Below are 17,226 nucleotides of genomic sequence, written 5' to 3' on the forward strand. Positions count from 1 at the left end.
CCCTTCACCGCTATCAGTCAATCGCCGGCGCGGTCCCTCCGTCAGTGAAGAACGGTAAGCGCCGTAACGCCCGCTTCGTCCGCGGCCCGGATGATGGCGCCCCTGAGCTGGTCAGGGTCAGCCCTGCCGGTCATCACGTCCAGGCAGGCTTTCACGGCCGCCAGGAACTCCTCCCCGTCATCGGACGGCCATTCCCTCATCAGCGCGTTGGCAGCTTCCCCGACCGTTCGGACAATCAAACGCCTGTTTCCATCCTTGAAGACAAGGATGACAGGATCGAACGATGCAGAAGTGTCCCATTTCATTACGCTTGGTTCCCGACCAACTAACATATCGGTAACCTTGCAAAACTCGTGCCGCTGCACGCGGTGGTTTGGCGACTGCCCCCAGCCGCCCGCCGGACAACGAAAAACGGCCGGCAAAAGCCGGCCGTTTCAGATGCGGTAGCTGTTGCGTTTCTCAGACCAGCAGCGAGCTGTTGATCAGGATATCGCTATGGTCGAAGAAGGTCTTGTTGACGCCGACGAAGGCGATGTCCTGGGCGGCGTCCTTGCCGGCGCCGTCGTGATCGTAGGAGAGCACGCCGGTGGCGGCATTGTAGGTGAGCACCGCATGATCGCCGCTGACCTTCGGGCCGTTCTTGACGAGCACGAGGAAGGCGTCGTCATCGACTACGCCGTTATTGTCCTTGTCGAGGCCGGTGAAGACGGAGCCGAGCGAGATCTTGTCGTCGGCATCGAAATCCCAGATCGAATCCTTGTTGGCAGCACCCATTTCGTTGAAATGGAACGTATCGGCGCCGCCCTTGCCATAGAGGCTGTCATTGCCAGCGCCGCCGGCGATGAGATTGCTGCCGGCATTGCCGGTGATCATGTTGGCGAGGCCGTTGCCGAGACCGTTGATGGCAGTGCCGGACAGCCGGAGGTTTTCGACATAGGCGTTGTCGTTGAGATTGACGCTGACCGAGGCCCAGATCGTATCCGTGCCGCCGCCCGCTGCTTCGTTGAGGACGCGATCGCCGGCATTGTCGAAGACATAACCATCGTCGCCTGCCGAGCCGTAGATCCTGTCCGCACCGGCGCCAGCATCGATCCAGTCCTTGCCCGATGTGCCGTAGAACGTGTCGCTGCCTGATGAACCAACGATCGTCACGCGCTCCACCGAGGTCAGCGAAACGGTGGAGTGGTAGCCGTCGGCGCCGAGGATGTCATAGATGACCATACTGCCGGTTGCAGTTGCGGTGATGTGCTGGGCGAGGGAGAAGTCGAGCGCGGCAGAGTCGTTGCCGTTCTGGCCGTCAAAATATGCCGATTGACCATGAACGAAGGCCATAGGGTCTTCTCCTCCCCCGAGGCCCTGCTTATACACCAGCACGTCATCGCCAGTACCGCCGGTGATGAAATTGCGGGAGTGATCGCTCGTGACGAGGAATGTGTCGTTGCCTTCTCTACCGTCAAGCGTGTTGTCGCCCGCGAAGCCGTTGAGGATGTTGTTACCGTCGCTTCCGGAGATACGATTGTCGCGGTCGTTGCCGTAGCCTGAAGCATTGCCCTCGAGCAAATTGAGGTTCTCGATATTGGTGCCGAGTGTGTAGGTTAGCAGCGTTGTGCTGACGGTATCGTAACCGCCTAAACCAAAGTCTATGCCAAGATCGATAACCTGATCGCCGACATCATCAACGACGTAGGTGTCGGCCTCGTTTCCGCCGATCATTATATCAGCGCCGGCGCCACCATTGATGAAGGCGTTAAGACCCTCATAGACCTTGATGTAGTCATTGCCGGCACCAGTGAGGATGTTCGCGAAATTTGCCCAGGTCACTTCGATATGATTATCGCCGTTCCCTCCATAAATGCTGAGGTGGTCGGCAATCACGTCATGGGTATTGAGCGGCGCATCAGATAGCTGGCCGTTAAAGAAGGCCTGATTCATTGTGTTGTCGCCGCTAAAATACGACGACCAAGGTCCCGTCCCAAGAGTAAGTCCGAGCGATGTATCAAAAGAACCAATCGCCAGCGAAGTATCGGCGGACCCGCCCGTAAATGTCGTGCCGTCGATAAATTGACCGAAGTATTCGTCGTCAGTCTGAGTAAGAATGATCGTTCCCATTAAATCCTCACAAGAAAATTCTGCGAAAAGGCGATTTTTTCACGGTTTGCAACCACATGTCAAAATGCCATGTGGGAAATTCTTAGCGGAGTGACTTGAGACATCTCGGCACTAGGCAGATCGCGGCTGACCGCCTGCCCGTCCCACAGAAACGGCCGGTCAAAACCGGCCGTCTCCAGTGCGCTAATTGCGCGCCTCAGACCAGCAGAGAGCTGTTGATCAGGATATCGCTATGGTCGAAGAAGGTCTTGTTGACGCCGACGAAGGCGATGTCCTGGGCGGCATCCTTGCCGGCGCCGTCGTGATCGTAGGAGAGTACGCCGGTGGCGGCATTGTAGGTGAGCACCGCATGATCGCCGCTGACCTTCGGGCCGTTCTTGACGAGCACGAGGAAGGCGTCGTCATCGACAACGCCGTTATTGTCCTTGTCGAGACCGGTGAAGACGGAGCCGAGCGAGATCTTGTCGTCGGCATCGAAATCCCAGATCGAATCCTTGTTGGCAGCACCCATTTCGTTGAAATGGAACGTATCGGCGCCGCCCTTGCCGTAAAGGCTGTCATTGCCGGCGCCGCCGGCGATGAGATTGCTGCCGGCATTGCCGGTGATCATGTTGGCGAGGCCGTTGCCGAGACCGTTGATGGCAGTGCCGGAAAGGCGAAGGTTTTCGACATAGGCGTTGTCGTTGAGATTGACGCTGACCGAGGCCCAGATCGTATCCGTGCCCCCGCCCGCTGCTTCGTTGAGGACGCGATCGCCGGCATTGTCGAAGACATAACCATCGTCGCCAGCCGAACCGTAGATCCTGTCCGCACCGGCGCCAGCATCGATCCAGTCCTTGCCCGATGTGCCGTAGAACGTGTCGGAAGCGGCCGAACCGACGATGGTCACGCGCTCCACCGAGGTCAGCGAAACGGTCGAGTGGTAGCCGTCGGCGCCGAGAATGTCGTAGACGACCGTGCTGCCGTTCACCGTTGCGGTAACGGACTTCGCAAGCGAGAAGTCGAGCGCAGCGTTGTCGGTGCCCTCCCGACCATCAAAGATTGCCGACTGGCCGTGGACGAATGCTGAGGGATTTGCGGATCCGCCTAAACCCTGCTTGTAGACCAGCGTGTCGTCTCCGGTGCCGCCGAAGATATTGTTGCGCGAGTCATCGCTTGTGACCAGGAACTTGTCGTTACCTTCCCCGCCGTCAAGATAGTTTGTGCCCGAGAAGCCATTGAGGATGTTATTGCCGTCGCTACCGAACATCCAATTGTCGAGTTCGTTGCCGTAGCCTGATGCATCGCCCTCCAGAAGACTGAGGTTTTCGATGCCGGCCCCGAGAGTATAGGTCAATAGCGTTGTGGTAACGGTATCCAGCGGCCCCCAAACACCCCCAAGCTCGATGACCTGATCGCCAACATCGTCTACGAAATAGGTGTCCCTCTCACTCCCCCCGATCATCGTATCAGCGCCGGCGCCGGGATTGATGAAGGCAGACATGCCACCGCTTATCTTGACGTAATCATTGCCTGCACCCGCGAAAATCATCGCGTCATCTGCATACGTTACTTCAATATGATTATCGCCGTTACCCCCGTAAATACCGAGGCGGCTGGCAATTAAGCCGTAGGTATTCAGCGGTGTATCGGACGATTCACCACTAAAAAGAGCCCCGTTCATAATGCCGTCGGCCCAGAAATAGGCCAGAAAATCTCCCGCCCCGAGAGTAAGGCCGAGAGACGTCTTAAAAGAACCTATCGACAGGGAAGTATCGGCCGATCCGCCCGTAAATGTCGTATCATCGATAAACTGACCGAAGGACACGTTTCCAGTCTGCGTAAAAACAAGCGTTCCCATGAAACCCCACAAAAAATCTGCGCACGCGGGATTTCTTCCACAGCCACAACCAGAAGTCAAAGTATTGGTTAACAAATACCCAATACTGTTGCATCGCAGCAATATTTTAGATCATATAAATATATCGATACTATAAGGCGTCCCCTCGCCCATCAAAATTGAGGGTTCCCGGCTTCCTGCAACCCAGAAATACAGCAATGTTGCGCTTGGAAGACGTAAATTCCTTTTATTACCGCCGCAGTTTCAGCTTAAGCCATTGGCAAGTCCTGCCGACCTGCCTACCGCAGCCCAGCCTCCTCAAGCGAAGACCTCAAGACAGTGTACCCATCCGGAGATAGATGCAGTTTATCAACGGCATAATTCGCGCACCCCTGCTTGGCGAAACCGCATGTCAGCTCATCCTCGTCGATCTTGACGAGCGTCACGCCGGTCTTTCCAGCAAGGTCCCGTTCGATATCCGCATTCACCTCAAGGCGATCCTTGGCGCGGAAGGTGAAGCCCGATCCGCGCGGAAGGATGGGCACGACATAGATCGGGCTGTCGGCCCAGCGGCTTCTGAGCTCGTCGACGACCGCCACGACACCCTGCGAAACTCCGCAGGGGGCAAAGGAGCCATCCCACAGGTTGTTGGTTCCGATGATGAGCACGATATTCTTGGGCTGGACGGCCGGCGGCATTTCCTTCAGGCGCCAGAGGAGCTCCTGGATATGGTCGCCGAAGATACCGAAGTTTCCGACGCTTGCTGCCCCGAAATCCCGTTTGAGATTGGGACCCCAGTTCTCCGCCAGCGAATCCCCGAAGAGCGCCACGTCGAGTGCGCCGGAGATTTTCTGCTGCTGGCGTGCCTTCATGACCCGGGCGGGAGACTGTTCGATGACAGGGGTTTGCGCGACGAGAGCCTGAACGGGATCGCAGGCCGGAGCGGCAATCGCCTGGGATGCTGCGCAGAGCATTAGTCCGACGATCGCCCAAGGAAGCCACCGCGTCAGAAAATCCGTCATGTCGAGCCTCGCTGCGAAAGCGTGTCGCGCTCAGTCACTGGGCCGCCACGCTGCAGGTTTCTGCTTTCCGCACGCCGTGACCGTAAACTGGCGGCACACGTCTGCGCGCCGCACTTTAACGTGCGGATCTTGCCGCGATTATGATGTGGCCGATAAATAAGGGCGCGGTCGCGATCTCCGAGACCCGCTTGGCACGCATCAGGTCCTTGTTACACACGCTTCTGCGCGACATGCTTCAGAAAAGAAACCACAGGAACACGGCGAGCAGCAGTGCGGCGGCGGCGAACTTCAGGATCGTGGCTGGAGCGAGCGGAGGCTTCCTGCGGGCGACGACATATGGCTCGATGATATTCTGGAAGAAAATGTCCCGGTCTTCGGGTCGAGCGGCCATCAACTGTACGTAGCGGGATTTCGTGATGCCGCTTGCCTGGCCGCTGCCGCCATCGGCGTACAGGATCTCGAGGCTCCGGTCGCTCTCATTGTACTTCACCTTCCGTACCTTGTGACATTCAAAGGAAGTCCAGGTCATTGTGGCGTCCAAATAGAATTGCTCCCGATGCGAAGGACTATTGCTCACCTGCGCCATGCGATAGCCAGGTGATCCCCATAGTTACTGATGATGCTGAGCTTGACAAATTGCCCATAATAGTTACTTGCCACCGCCTCTTTAGCTGCAATGCTAGGCCAACACCCCGTTTATAGCCGGGATGTGACGCTTGTTATATCTTTCGACGGAGAGCCGGGGTAGGAGATGGGCGGAACGATCCGGGTTCGTCTCCTGCTGGATTTGCAGCATCGGCAGCGGGCAAGCGAGAGTGGGCAGCAGGAAAGCCCACTGGAGTTTGCGCACCGCAACCGACAGAGGAAAGCGGTGCCCAGGTGAAGACCTCACCTGCTACGATACTCGATGAAGCCAGTGCACTATCTCTTGATCATCTTCATTGCGCCGCCGCTCATTGCGCTTGCGCTCGGGATCGTCGTGATCGTCTCGTCATTCCGTGGCGAGCAGGCTGACCCGCGCCCGACGGGAACGATCGGCGTCCGAAAGGGCGGCAGGATCGGCAATCCCGGCTATGTGCTTCCGCCGCCATCGGACGGTGATTTTCAATAGAACTGTAGCCACCCCTCGCCCACCGCCGCTAGCGCGGGCTCTCAGGATCTGCGCGCCAGCGGCGGCAGCGTTATGAAGGCATTGTCGGGATCGTAGCTCGCCTTCGGCTTGCCCTTGCCGGGCTTGAGCAGCCCCGGTGCCAGGTGCCCCTTCGGGCCGAAGAGATAGGCGCTTCCCGCGCAGAGATGGGCAAGCGCGCGATAGTCGAAATAGCGGAAAGTACTGTCGGCGAGGAAGGCCGCCTCGTTATAGGCCGTGCCCTTGATCTCGGCAAAGCGCGTCTCGGTCATATAGGCGTAGAGCGCCTTCTTGTTGAGCGATGCGCCGCTGCAGAGCGTGGCGAGCGAATTGGCGAGCTTCACCACTCTCAATGTCTGGGCATCCGGGTTGTCGAGCGGCTTCATCGCCTCGGCGACATAGTGGTTCGTCGCCGGATCGTTCGTCATGGATTTCTTCCAGAAGGCCGGCACGTCCTCGGCTGCGGCCGGGCCGGAAGATACAAGGCCCGCGGAAGCGATCGCAAGAAGCGCGGTGAAGAGACAAAGTCTGAAATGATAGGTCACGCCATCCCCCGTTCGGCATATCGGCCCGGTGCCATCGCAAGCCCTGCGGAAATGCCCGTCAGCGCTGCTTCAGTTCGAGCCGGATCCTGTAGAAATTTGCGGCATCCGCCATCGCCTTCACGTCGCATTGCTTTGTGCCGACGGCGACGGTGGCGATGTCGCGGACATCGGTGGTCAGCCAGATCGGCGCCTCGCGCGTATAGGAGCGGCCGGGCAACGCCCGCCAGTTGGCGAAGAAGATGCCGATCTCCTCGCCGGCCGCATTGAGGAAGGTCGCGACGACGCAGACCTGGTCGTCATCGTCAGGATCTTCGTTCTTCAGCGTGATTCGCGACATGACGGAATTCGTCTTCGGGTCGGCGCGGAAGGAGAAGCTGTAATATTGCGGCCGCTTCCAATCCCATTTGTCCTCGACGAGCTTGCAATATCCATCCTCGGAGGAAAGGCATTCCTGTGCTGCCTGGACGCGCCAGACATAGTTCTTCCATCCGTCCTCATCGGGAATGGGGGCGTGGTCGCTGGTCAGGAGGCCAAGGGCGATGGAGAGTTGTTTGAGGGTCGGCATAACGGGATGCTCGCCGGATTCGCCGCACCGCGCAAGCCCCTGACACCAGGGGCCTTCGGGCCGGACCAGACGATCCGGCCTTCTATCCTGTCAATGTGTTGCGGGCGCGCTCACGACAGTTGACCGCGCTTGCCGGTGACCATGCGAAACATCTGTTTTGCGCGTCCGTCGGCACCTTCGGCCGAGCGCGGATAGGCATCGCGGATATGGCGCGTGTAATACCAGCCGGGCGACGTGGCCGTGATCAGGTTTTCATAGACGACCGGCGGCACGTTGAAATAGCGGCGGTGGCCCTTGAGGCGAATCTCGATGTCGAGGACCCCTGTCGACGGGTCGTAGGCAACGGATTTCACGAGTTTTGACGAAAGTTCCATCGTTGCTCCATATGCTGCGTCGCACAATGGAACCATGGTTAAGATAATAGTCAAGCCTTTGTAATGTTTCAGGACACATTACCTCACAAACCTTGCCTAACGTGAAGCCCGCTCTAAAAGGCCGGTCCGCAGGCAGTTGCCGCCCTGCAGCATTTCGCCTCACCCGCTGCTTGCGCCAAAATCCGTTTTCCGTTGTGCCCACCCTAGTTCTCCCGCTATATAGGAGGAAATGCAAAATCTCGGAGACAAGCATGCGGCAGGAAGATATCGAGGAAACCGTCGCCGAGAGTGGCTACCGGCAGATTCGTGCCGACATCATCTTCGGCCGGCTTGCGCCGGGGCAGAAGCTGAAGCTCGAAAATCTCAAGAGCGCCTATGGCACCAGCGTCAGCACGCTGCGCGAAATCCTGAACCGGCTGACCTCGGAAGGGCTCGTTGTTGCCGAAGGGCAGCGCGGCTTCGAGGTGGCAGGCGTTTCCGTCGCCGATCTCAGGGAGATTGCCGCACTCCGGCTGCTGCTCGAGGAACATGCGCTGGAACAATCCTTCGAACAGGGGGATGTGGAATGGGAGGCGCAGCTCGTTTCGGCCCACTACAAGCTGGCGCGCATGGAAAAGGTCATGGCGACGGGCGATACAAGCCAGGCCGAGGACTGGAAGCGCTATGACTGGGAGTTTCACCAGGCGCTGATTGCCGCCTGCGGCTCGCGCCTGCTGATGGAAACGCATTCGGCCGTCTTCGACAAATACCTGCGCTATCAGATGGTGGCGCTTTCCTATCGGGGCAACGTGGCGGAAGAGGAGCACCGGCAGCTGCTGGAGACCGCCCTCAAGCGCGACAGCAAGACCGCCAAGGAGATCCTGCAGCGCCATATTCAGGCCGGCGTCGAACACGCGCTCGGCCGGGGGCTGCTGTCGGCCCTGCCCGCGCAGGCCAGGGGATGACGGCCTGATGCGCAGCGAAAAACCCGTGCCGAAAATGGCAAGCGAAGCCTCCGAGACGATCAGCGATGTCGTCTTCCGGCAGGTACGGCAGGATATCATCTCCGGCGCGCTGGCGCCCGGCACCAGGATCAAGCTCGAACAGGCGCGCGAACATTATTCGATCAGCGTCTCGTCACTGCGCGAAATCCTGAGCCGCCTTGCGATGGAAAACCTCGTGCTCGCCGAGGGCCAGCGCGGTTTCGAGGTGAGCCCGGCCTCGATCAAGGAGCTGGAGGAGCTTGCCGATCTCCGGACCGTGCTCGAGACCCACGCGATCGGCCTTTCCTTTGCCGCCGGCAACCTGGAATGGGAAGGCCGCATCGTCGCCGCCCATCACAAGCTTGCGGCGGCTGAGCGGAAGCTGCTTGGGGGCGATGCGTCACGCACCGTCGACTGGGTGCGCTATGACTGGGAGTTTCATCAGGCGATCGTTTCCGCCTGCAATTCGGCGACGCTGATGGCGACTCTGTCTTCGGTCTTCGACCGGTTTCTGAGATACCACATGCTGGCGCAGAGTTTTCGCGGACAGGCCGTGGTGGATGATCACAAGCTGCTGTTCGAGCTGGCGTTGAAGCGGGATGTCGAAGGAGCCAGGGCGGTTATTCGGCGGCACGTGCGGAGCGGTGTGGCGCATGTGCTGAAGAGTGGGCGGATTGGGTGATGGTGGCAAAGCTGTACTGGCGAACCATTGGAGTTGCACCGTGTAGCACCCCCCTCTGTCCTGCCGGACATCTCCCCCACAAGGGGGGAGATTGGCTGGGAGCACCCCTTTCCTCAAACAAATAGCGTTGCAGACCGTGTGACGTCAGAGATGTGTGAAGGTCCGGCCGCTTGTCGATCTCCCCCCTTGTGGGGGAGATGCCTGGCAAGGCAGAGGGGGGTGCCACACCGAGCGAACTCGCCATCCAGCACCCTCACCCCGCATCCCTCGGGACCCCTTCCGGCCGCATCTGCTTCTTCAGCGCCGCAATCCTGAAAATCGCATTCGGCGCCCCATAACCGCGATAGCTCCGCCGCTCCACCACCTCGAAGAAGAAGCCCTCCCCGTAGGTCCCGCTATAGAGCTGGAAATACTCGCCCTCCCCATCCCGGTCATAGAGGATGTTCTCCGCCTTCAGCCGCTCGGTCAGCTCCGGCTCGAGCCCGAAGCGGGCTTCCACATCGTCGTAATAATTGGGCGAAATCGGCAGCGGCTTGAAGCCTTTCGCGCGCAGGCGCTCGGCCGTGGCGAAGATATCGTCAGTGGAAAAGGCCAGATGCTGGATGCCGGAGCCGAATTTCTCGGCGATGAAATGGCCGGCGAGCGTGCGGCGGTTTTCGGCGCCGTTCATGGTGATGCGAAGTGTGCCCGCCTCGTTCTCGATCACCTGGCTGCGCACAACGCCTGATGGGTCGATAATATCGACGACAGGAGTTTTCCGGGTCTCGAAGATCGAGGTGTAGAAGAGCAGCCAGGTCAGCATCTCGTCATAGGAGACGGTCTGAGCGATATGATCGACCTGCCTGAGGCCGGCATCGTCCTCAATACCCTGCCCCGCCACCGGCTCGAAATCGATCTCGGAGAAGCGGCCGAGCGGGCTTTTCTCGTCGATGAGATAGATCAGCCCGCCGCCGACACCGCGGATCGCCGGCAGCTGCAATTCGCCTTCCACGACCGCCTGGGTGAAGGGCTCGGCATCGAGCGCCAGCGCGCGCGCATAGGCTTGCCCTGCATCCTCGACGACGAGCGCCATCGCATAGGCGAACGTGCCGTGCACGGCATAGGCGGCATTGGCAAAGCCCTCGGGATCGACATTGATGAGGATACGGATATTGCCCTGCTGGAAGAGCGTCACCTTCTTCGAGCGATGCACCGCCGCCTTGCGGAAGCCGAGCGCTTCGAGAATGCCGACAAGCTCCACGGCCTCCTCGTCATCGGTCGCGAATTCGATGAAGCCGACGCCCTTGACGGTGGCGCGCGCAGGCATGTCGATGCCGACTGACGTCTCCACCTTGCGGCGGATCTGGTCGGCCAGATAGATCAGCGAGCGGTGGCCATCGGCGGCGATTGCCCGTGTCGAGCCGCCGCGGAACTGGTCGTTGAAGATCTCCAGCGAGAAGAAGCCGTCATAGCCTGTGGAGGCGACGGCCTCGGTAAATTCGGTGACGGGAAGATCGCCCTCGCCCGGCATGTTGCGGAAGTGCCGCGACCAGTAGAGCAGGTCCATGTCGATCAGCGGCGCATCGGCAAGCTGCACGATGAAGATCTTCTCCTTCGGGATCGAGCGGATGGAATTGATGTCGATCTTGCGCGACAGCGAGTGGAAACTGTCGAGGATCAGCCCGACATTCTCATGATCGGCGCGGCGCACGATCTCCCAGGCATCGCGATGGTCGTTGACGAAGCGGCCCCAGGCGAGCGCCTCGTATCCCACTTTCAGCCCGCGTTTTGCCGCCCGCTCCCCGAGCTCGCGGAAATCGGCTGCCGCCCGGTCGATGCCGCCAAGCGCCGCCTGCGAGACATTGGAGCAGACGAGCACCATGTCCGTGCCGAGCTCCTGCATGATGTCGAACTTGCGCTCGGCCCGGTCGAAGGTGCGGCTACGCAAACTCTCCGGCATGCCCTCGAAATCGCGGAAGGGCTGGAAAAGCGTGATGGTGAGCCCGAGATCGCGCGCCATGCGGCCGACATCGGCCGGGCTGCCGTCGAAGGCCAGGAAGTCGTTTTCGAAAATCTCCACGCCGTCGAAGCCAGCGCGCGCAATCGCTTCGAGTTTTTCCGGCAATTCGCCTGACAGCGTCACCGTCGCAATCGAGGTCTTCATACCAAGCATCCTCCTCGTTCGGGCCGCGATGGACAAAGCCAACGACCCTCCTGAGGGCATTATGGCGAATGTCGTGAGGATTTCAATTCAATTGATCAAATCAAAAGTCTCATATGATTTTCAAAAACTATGTTGATTTATGAGCGCGCCTCTGGCAAACATGATGAGAACAGTCGGGAGAGGATGACTGTGAGGCTGCTTTAGGCGGCCGCCAAAAAGGAGGAGAATTCCAATGCTGAAGTCGTTGCTGACGCGGCGTGGCGCCATGCTGGGTGCCGCCGCTCTCGTGGCCGCCATAGGTCTTGCAAACCCGGCCGCCGCCGTTACCCCCGATGAAATCAAGGCCCGCGGCAAGCTGATCGTCGGCATCCAGGGCGACAACCCGCCATGGGGTTTCGTCACCAGCGCCGGCAAGCAGGATGGCTTTGATGCCGATATGGCTGCGGCCTATGCCAAGGAACTCGGCGTCGAGGTCGAATTCGTGCCGCTCGAAGTCAATAACCGCATTCCGGCGCTGACCTCGGGCCGCGTCGACGTGCTCTTCGCCACCATGGCCATGCTGCCGGATCGCGCCAAGGCGGTGCAGTTCAGCCAGCCTTACAATGCCAATGCCATCGTGCTGATCGGCCCCAAGAACAAGTCGATCAAGACCAACGACGATATGGCGAACCTGACCATTTCCGTCGCCAAGGGTGCCGCACAGGACACGCAGGTCACCAAGAATGCGCCGCCGACCGCCACCATCCGCCGCTTCGACGGCGATGCGGCAAGCGTCCAGGCGCTGGTTTCCGGCCAGGTCGATGCGCTCGGCGGCAACATCTTCTACATGGACCGTGTGGAAAAGGCCCGCCCCGGCGAATTCGAAAACAAGCTGGAATTCCAGAAGCTCTATAACGGCGCCTGCACCCGTCTGGGCGAAAAGGAACTCAACGCCTCGATCAATGCCTTCATCGACAAGATCAAGGCCAATGGCGAGCTGAAGGTGATCTACGACAAGTGGATGAAGGTGCCGGTTCCGGAATTCCCGAAGAGCCTCGAAGGCATTTCGTTCACGGCCGGCTGAGCCATAGTCTCTGACAATCCGAGCACCAGGACGGGCATTTCGATGCCCGTCCACGCCACCCCTATGCCTAAAGCTTTGCCCCGTTCGAGGTGCGCGACATGACCAGAACCATCTTCGTCCTCAACGGACCGAACCTCAACCTGCTCGGCGAGCGCGAGCCTGCCATCTACGGCTCCACCACCCTTGCCGATATCAGGGAGAAATGCCTGGCGAAGGCGAAAAGCCTAGGTTTCGAGATCGATTTCCGCCAGACCAATTTCGAGGGCGAGCTGGTGGAAAGCGTGCATCAGGCCCGGAAAGAGGCCTGCGGCATCATCATCAATCCCGCCGCCTACACCTTCACCTCGATTGCACTGCTCGATGCCTTGAAAACCTTCGATGCGCCGAAGATCGAGCTGCATATTTCCAATGTCCATGCCCGCGAGGAGATCTACCATAAATCCCTGGTCTCGCGTGTCGCCACCGCCATCATGATCGGCTTCGGCGCCCGCGGCTATGAGCTGGCGATCGAGGCGATGGCCGGAATGGTGGGAGCGGCGAAAGCAGCATGAACTATCAACTGGATTTCACGCCCGTCATCGATGGCCTGCCGAGCCTGCTTCTCGGCTGTCTCGGCACGTTCCTGCTGGCGCTCTGCGGCATGGTGCTTGCCGTGATCATCGGCATCGGCGGCGTGGCGCTGAGGGATTCGCATATCAAGGCGCTGCGCTGGCTGGTGATCGGCTTTGTCGAGCTCATCCGCAACACGCCCTTCCTGGTGCAGATCTTCTTTCTCTTCTTCGCCCTGCCGCTGATCGGCATCAGGCTCGCCCCGACGCCGACGGCGATCATTGCGCTCGGCATCAATGGCGGCGCCTATGCGATCGAGATCATCAGGGGCGGCGTGCAATCCATTCCCAAGGGGCAGATGGAGGCGGGCCTGGCGCTCGGCCTGCACAAGGTGCAGGTGTTCCGGCTGATCATTCTGAAGCCGGCGCTGAGGGCGATCTACCCGTCGCTGACCAGCCAGTTCGTGCTCCTGACGCTGTCGACCAGCATCTGCTCGGCGATCTCCGCCTACGAGCTGACCTCGGTGGCGCAGCGCATCGAATCCGACAGTTTCCGCAGCTTCGAGGTCTATTTCACCATCACCGTGTTCTACCTCATCATCTCCTGGCTGATGATGCGCCTCTTCGCGCTCTTCTCGGCCCGTTATTTCACCTATCCGGTCAAGTGAGGGCACCATGGGCAGCGAAGAATTCATCTTCCTTCTGATCGGCCTGAAATGGACCGTTCTTCTCTCCGCCGTCGGCTTCGTCTGCGGCTGCCTCGCCGGGCTTGCCGTGGCGCTCGCCCGCACCTCGGGCATGCCGTGGCTGGAGCGGCTGACCTCGGCCTATATCGCCGTCTTCCAGGGCACGCCGCTCTTGATGCAGCTCTTCGTCACCTATTACGGGCTCGCCCTCATCGGCTTCAAGCTCGACGCCTGGGAGGCGGTGGCGATCGGCCTCACGTTGCATGCCAGCGCCTATCTCGGCGAAATCTGGCGCGGCGCGATCGAGGCCGTGCCGCGCGGCCAGACGGAGGCGGCCAAGGCGCTGAGCCTCAAATATGTCTCGCGCATGAAGGATATCATCCTGCCGCAGGCGCTGCGCATTTCGCTTCCGGCCACGATCGGCTTCCTGGTGCAGCTCATCAAGGGCACGTCGCTCGCCTCCATCGTCGGCTTCACGGAGCTGACGCGGGCCGGCAACATCATCTCCAACCAGATCTTCCAGCCGCTCACCGTCTTCGGCATCGTCGGCATCCTCTATTTCCTGATGTGCTGCCCGCTGACCATCCTCGGCGCCCGCCTGGAGCGGCGCTTCAACGCGGCCCACGCGCGCTGATGCAGCGCCCTCACGAATTGGACCAGAGACCATGACATCAGCTCCCGCTCCATCCCCCAATCAGGTCATGATTGGCGAAACCATGATCACCATGAGCCATGTGGAGAAATGGTACGGCGCCTTCCAGGCCCTGCACGATATCAATATCGATGTGCACAAGGGCGAGCGCATCGTGCTCTGCGGCCCCTCGGGAAGCGGAAAATCGACGCTGATCCGCTGCATCAACCATCTCGAGACCTACGAGAAGGGCGAGATCCGCGTCGGCGGCATCCTGCTCGGCAACCAGGCCAAGGCGATCGACGCGATCAGGCGCGAGGTCGGCATGGTCTTCCAGCAGTTCAACCTCTTCCCGCACCTGACCGTGCTGCAGAATTGCATGCTGGCGCCGATGCGCGCACTCGGCGTCGCCAGGGCCGAAGCTGAAGACCGGGCGCGGACCCTGCTGGCCCGCGTAAAAATCTCCGAACAGGCGGAGAAATATCCGGTGCAGCTCTCGGGCGGCCAGCAGCAGCGCGTGGCGATCGCGCGTGCGCTCTGCATGCGCCCCAAGGTGATGCTCTTCGACGAGCCGACCTCGGCACTCGACCCGGAGATGGTCAAGGAAGTGCTGGATACGATGATCAGCCTTGCCGAGGAAGGCATGACGATGATCTGCGTGACCCATGAAATGGGCTTTGCCCGCCAGGTCGCCAACCGGGTGATCTTCATGGCGAGCGGCGCGATCGTGGAAGAGGCGCACCCGGCCGAATTCTTCACCAATCCCCGCCACGAGCGCACCCGCAAATTCCTCGGCGAAATCCTGCGCAACTAGCCCTGCGCGAAGACCGGGAGAAGCTCCATGTCAAAACGCCCCCTTGCTATCGCCGTCATGGGCGCCGGTCTGATCGGCAAGCGCCATATCGAAGGCGTGCTGGCCGAGCCGCGCACCACCCTTGCCGCCATCATCGACCCCTCGCCCGCCGCGCGTGACGAAGCCCGCGCAAACGGCCTGCCCTGGTTTGCAAGCCTTGCCGAAGCGCTCACCAAAGACCGCCCCGATGGCGTCATCGTCGCAACCCCCAACCAGCTGCATGTGGCAAATGCCGACGATGTGGTGGCAGCCGGCATCCCCGTCCTCATCGAAAAGCCAGTTGCCGACGATGCGGCGGCCGCAGCCGGCCTTGTCGGCCGCGCGGAGCAAGCCGGCGTGCCCATCCTCGTCGGCCACCACCGCCGTCACAACCCGATCATCCGGGAAGCCAAGCGCCTGATGGAGAGCGGCAAGCTCGGCCGCATCCGCTCGATCAATGGCAGCTTCTGGGTCGCCAAGCCCGATGACTATTTCGAGGTCAAATGGCGCCGCGAACCCGGCGCCGGGCCGATTTTCATCAACCTCATCCACGATGTCGATCTCTTCCGCCATCTCATCGGCGAAGTCGAAAGCGTGCATGCGATGGAAAGCAATGCCGCGCGCGGCCATGCGGTCGAGGATACCGCCACCGTGCTCCTGCGTTTTACAAACGGAGCACTCGCCACACTCAGCGCCACCGATGCCGTGCCCTCGCCCTGGAGCTGGGAGCGGACCTCGGGCGAAAACCCCGGCTTCCCCAGGGAAAACCAGTCCTGCTACCAGATCGGCGGCACTGAGGGCGCGCTCACGATCCCCGATCTCACCCTCTGGAGCAATGAAGGCCGCCCCGACTGGCGCGAGAAGCTGACGCAAGAGCGCCTGTCCGTTACAGCAGCCGATCCACTCACCCTGCAGCTCCAGCATTTCTGCGATGTCATCGAAGGTACGGCCACACCCCTCGTCAGCGGCCGCGAAGGCCTCGCCACGCTCGAGGTCATCGAGGCGATCAAGGCCTCCGCCAGCACCGGAAGGACTATATTCCTAAAAGGCAAATCCCATGATTAGCGGCACCACACAGCTGATCGCCCATCTCGGCTACCCGACGGAAAGCTTCAAGGCGCCGCTGATCTACAATCCCTATTTCGAGGAACAGGGCATCGACGCCGTCGTCGTGCCCATGGGCTGCCGCCCGGAGGACTACGCCGCCTTCCTGAAACTCGTCTTCCGCCTCTCCAACATCCACGGCGCCCTCATCACCATGCCGCACAAGATCCCGACCATGGATCTGCTCGACGAAATCTCCACAAACGCCCGCGTCGCCGGCTCCTGCAACGCCATCAAACTCGGCCCCGACGGAAAACTGATCGGCGACATGTTCGACGGCGAAGGTTTCGTGCGCGGCCTCAAGCGCAAGGGCCAGACGATATCAGGCGCCAAAGCCCTCCTCATCGGCGCCGGCGGCGTCGGCTCGGCAATCGCAGCGTCGCTCGCCTCCGCCCAAATCGGCCACCTCGCCCTCCACGACGACAACAAGGCCGCGCTGGAAGGCCTGAAAACCCGCCTCAACACTTGGTATCCCGCGACCCGGGTCACGACCGGCTCCAGCGACCCCGATGGCTTCGACATCGTCATCAACGCCACACCGCTCGGCATGCGCAAGGATGATCCGCTGCCGCTGGATGTGAGCAGGCTCTCGGCCGGGACTTTCGTGGGTGAAGTGGTGATGAAGGAGGAGATCACGCCGTTTTTGGCGGCTGCGCGGGAGCGAGGGTGCCGGTATCAGGTGGGGACTGATATGCTGTTTGAGCAGATACCGGCCTATCTCGAGTTCTTTGGGTTTGCGACGACCACCGCGGAGCATTTGCGGCGGGTGGCGCGGTTGTAGAGTGCGGCTGGCAAAGCGAAAGTCAGTTCGGGACTGAGGTCTGCCATGCCCCGGCTCCGCGATCACGAGGCTGCCGCGCGTCGATTGCTGCCGAGACTATGCATTCCCTATACGAACCTCGCCGAAGCCAATCCTATGTCTTTGAATGGGCACTCATCCAATGAGGCCAGACATGCTCTTTGGTTAGGCCAAACCCGCCTCAGAAGATGCATTTGCCCTGTGGCTTTATCA

At 60.4% G+C, this 17,226-nt stretch carries 19 protein-coding genes; 10 read left to right on the forward strand and 9 right to left on the reverse strand.

Features of this window, described 5'->3' with window-relative positions:
• Positions 1–41: 41 nt before the first annotated feature.
• The 5 genes from FHT93_RS05370 to FHT93_RS05390 form a co-directional block, all read right to left on the reverse strand.
• Entirely contained in the window at positions 42–305 is a 264-nt protein-coding gene (locus tag FHT93_RS05370; protein WP_018115841.1) for a DUF982 domain-containing protein, read from the reverse strand.
• A 154-nt stretch (positions 306–459) separates the two neighbouring features.
• On the reverse strand, positions 460–1,932 hold the full coding sequence (locus FHT93_RS05375) for a calcium-binding protein (RefSeq protein WP_246781548.1): 1,473 nt from the start codon (positions 1,930–1,932) through the stop codon (positions 460–462).
• Between the two features lie 373 nt (positions 1,933–2,305).
• On the reverse strand, positions 2,306–3,592 hold the full coding sequence (locus FHT93_RS05380) for a calcium-binding protein (RefSeq protein ID WP_246781549.1): 1,287 nt from the start codon (positions 3,590–3,592) through the stop codon (positions 2,306–2,308).
• Positions 3,593–4,227: 635 nt separating this feature from the next.
• Positions 4,228–4,950 carry a GDSL-type esterase/lipase family protein gene (locus FHT93_RS05385; RefSeq protein WP_183846524.1) on the reverse strand — a complete coding sequence of 241 codons (723 nt, stop codon included), beginning with the start codon at positions 4,948–4,950 and terminating at the stop codon, positions 4,228–4,230.
• 235 nt (positions 4,951–5,185) lie between these two features.
• Positions 5,186–5,479, reverse strand: coding sequence for a hypothetical protein (locus FHT93_RS05390; protein ID WP_112543183.1), 294 nt, complete (start codon positions 5,477–5,479; stop codon positions 5,186–5,188).
• A gap of 378 nt (positions 5,480–5,857) precedes the next feature.
• On the opposite strand from FHT93_RS05390, the gene FHT93_RS05395 reads away from it, so the two are divergent.
• On the forward strand, positions 5,858–6,061 hold the full coding sequence (locus tag FHT93_RS05395) for a hypothetical protein (protein ID WP_112972545.1): 204 nt from the start codon (positions 5,858–5,860) through the stop codon (positions 6,059–6,061).
• Between the two features lie 41 nt (positions 6,062–6,102).
• Here the strand turns inward: FHT93_RS05395 and FHT93_RS05400 are convergent, their stop codons facing one another.
• From FHT93_RS05400 to FHT93_RS05410, 3 genes are all read right to left on the reverse strand, one after another.
• The gene (locus FHT93_RS05400) at positions 6,103–6,624 is read right to left on the reverse strand and encodes a hypothetical protein (protein ID WP_246781550.1); all 522 of its coding nucleotides are present in this window, start codon (positions 6,622–6,624) and stop codon (positions 6,103–6,105) included.
• A 58-nt stretch (positions 6,625–6,682) separates the two neighbouring features.
• Positions 6,683–7,189 carry a hypothetical protein gene (locus tag FHT93_RS05405; RefSeq protein WP_018115834.1) on the reverse strand — a complete coding sequence of 169 codons (507 nt, stop codon included), beginning with the start codon at positions 7,187–7,189 and terminating at the stop codon, positions 6,683–6,685.
• Positions 7,190–7,299: 110 nt separating this feature from the next.
• Entirely contained in the window at positions 7,300–7,563 is a 264-nt protein-coding gene (locus FHT93_RS05410) for a KTSC domain-containing protein (protein ID WP_112543180.1), read from the reverse strand.
• Between the two features lie 251 nt (positions 7,564–7,814).
• On the opposite strand from FHT93_RS05410, the gene FHT93_RS05415 reads away from it, so the two are divergent.
• Positions 7,815–8,507 carry a GntR family transcriptional regulator gene (locus tag FHT93_RS05415; RefSeq protein ID WP_018115832.1) on the forward strand — a complete coding sequence of 231 codons (693 nt, stop codon included), beginning with the start codon at positions 7,815–7,817 and terminating at the stop codon, positions 8,505–8,507.
• 7 nt (positions 8,508–8,514) lie between these two features.
• On the forward strand, positions 8,515–9,207 hold the full coding sequence (locus FHT93_RS05420) for a GntR family transcriptional regulator (RefSeq protein WP_183846526.1): 693 nt from the start codon (positions 8,515–8,517) through the stop codon (positions 9,205–9,207).
• Positions 9,208–9,460: 253 nt separating this feature from the next.
• Here the strand turns inward: FHT93_RS05420 and FHT93_RS05425 are convergent, their stop codons facing one another.
• On the reverse strand, positions 9,461–11,350 hold the full coding sequence (locus FHT93_RS05425; protein WP_183846528.1) for a sugar phosphate isomerase/epimerase and 4-hydroxyphenylpyruvate domain-containing protein: 1,890 nt from the start codon (positions 11,348–11,350) through the stop codon (positions 9,461–9,463).
• Positions 11,351–11,582: 232 nt separating this feature from the next.
• On the opposite strand from FHT93_RS05425, the gene FHT93_RS05430 reads away from it, so the two are divergent.
• The 7 genes from FHT93_RS05430 to FHT93_RS05460 all read left to right on the forward strand — a co-directional run bounded on the left by FHT93_RS05430 (position 11,583) and on the right by FHT93_RS05460 (position 16,995).
• On the forward strand, positions 11,583–12,413 hold the full coding sequence (locus tag FHT93_RS05430; RefSeq protein WP_018115829.1) for a transporter substrate-binding domain-containing protein: 831 nt from the start codon (positions 11,583–11,585) through the stop codon (positions 12,411–12,413).
• A 98-nt stretch (positions 12,414–12,511) separates the two neighbouring features.
• Complete coding sequence (gene aroQ, locus FHT93_RS05435; RefSeq protein ID WP_183846529.1) at positions 12,512–12,964, forward strand: type II 3-dehydroquinate dehydratase; 453 nt, start codon at positions 12,512–12,514, stop codon at positions 12,962–12,964.
• Positions 12,961–13,629, forward strand: coding sequence for an amino acid ABC transporter permease (locus FHT93_RS05440; RefSeq protein WP_113146571.1), 669 nt, complete (start codon positions 12,961–12,963; stop codon positions 13,627–13,629). The genes aroQ and FHT93_RS05440 overlap by 4 nt, the downstream gene beginning before the upstream one ends.
• 7 nt (positions 13,630–13,636) lie before the next feature.
• Positions 13,637–14,281 (forward strand): amino acid ABC transporter permease, encoded by a 645-nt coding sequence (locus FHT93_RS05445; RefSeq protein WP_018115826.1) that lies wholly within the window; start codon positions 13,637–13,639, stop codon positions 14,279–14,281.
• Positions 14,282–14,312: 31 nt separating this feature from the next.
• Positions 14,313–15,092 (forward strand): amino acid ABC transporter ATP-binding protein, encoded by a 780-nt coding sequence (locus FHT93_RS05450; RefSeq protein WP_281413507.1) that lies wholly within the window; start codon positions 14,313–14,315, stop codon positions 15,090–15,092.
• Positions 15,093–15,119: 27 nt separating this feature from the next.
• Positions 15,120–16,175, forward strand: a complete 1,056-nt coding sequence (locus FHT93_RS05455) for a Gfo/Idh/MocA family oxidoreductase (protein ID WP_183846531.1) — start codon at positions 15,120–15,122, stop codon at positions 16,173–16,175.
• Positions 16,168–16,995, forward strand: coding sequence for a ThiF family adenylyltransferase (locus FHT93_RS05460; RefSeq protein WP_183846533.1), 828 nt, complete (start codon positions 16,168–16,170; stop codon positions 16,993–16,995). The genes FHT93_RS05455 and FHT93_RS05460 overlap by 8 nt, the downstream gene beginning before the upstream one ends.
• Positions 16,996–17,226: the final 231 nt, after the last annotated feature.

The organism is Rhizobium sp. BK379 (genome assembly GCF_014193955.1).
Classification (GTDB): Bacteria; Pseudomonadota; Alphaproteobacteria; order Rhizobiales; family Rhizobiaceae; genus Rhizobium.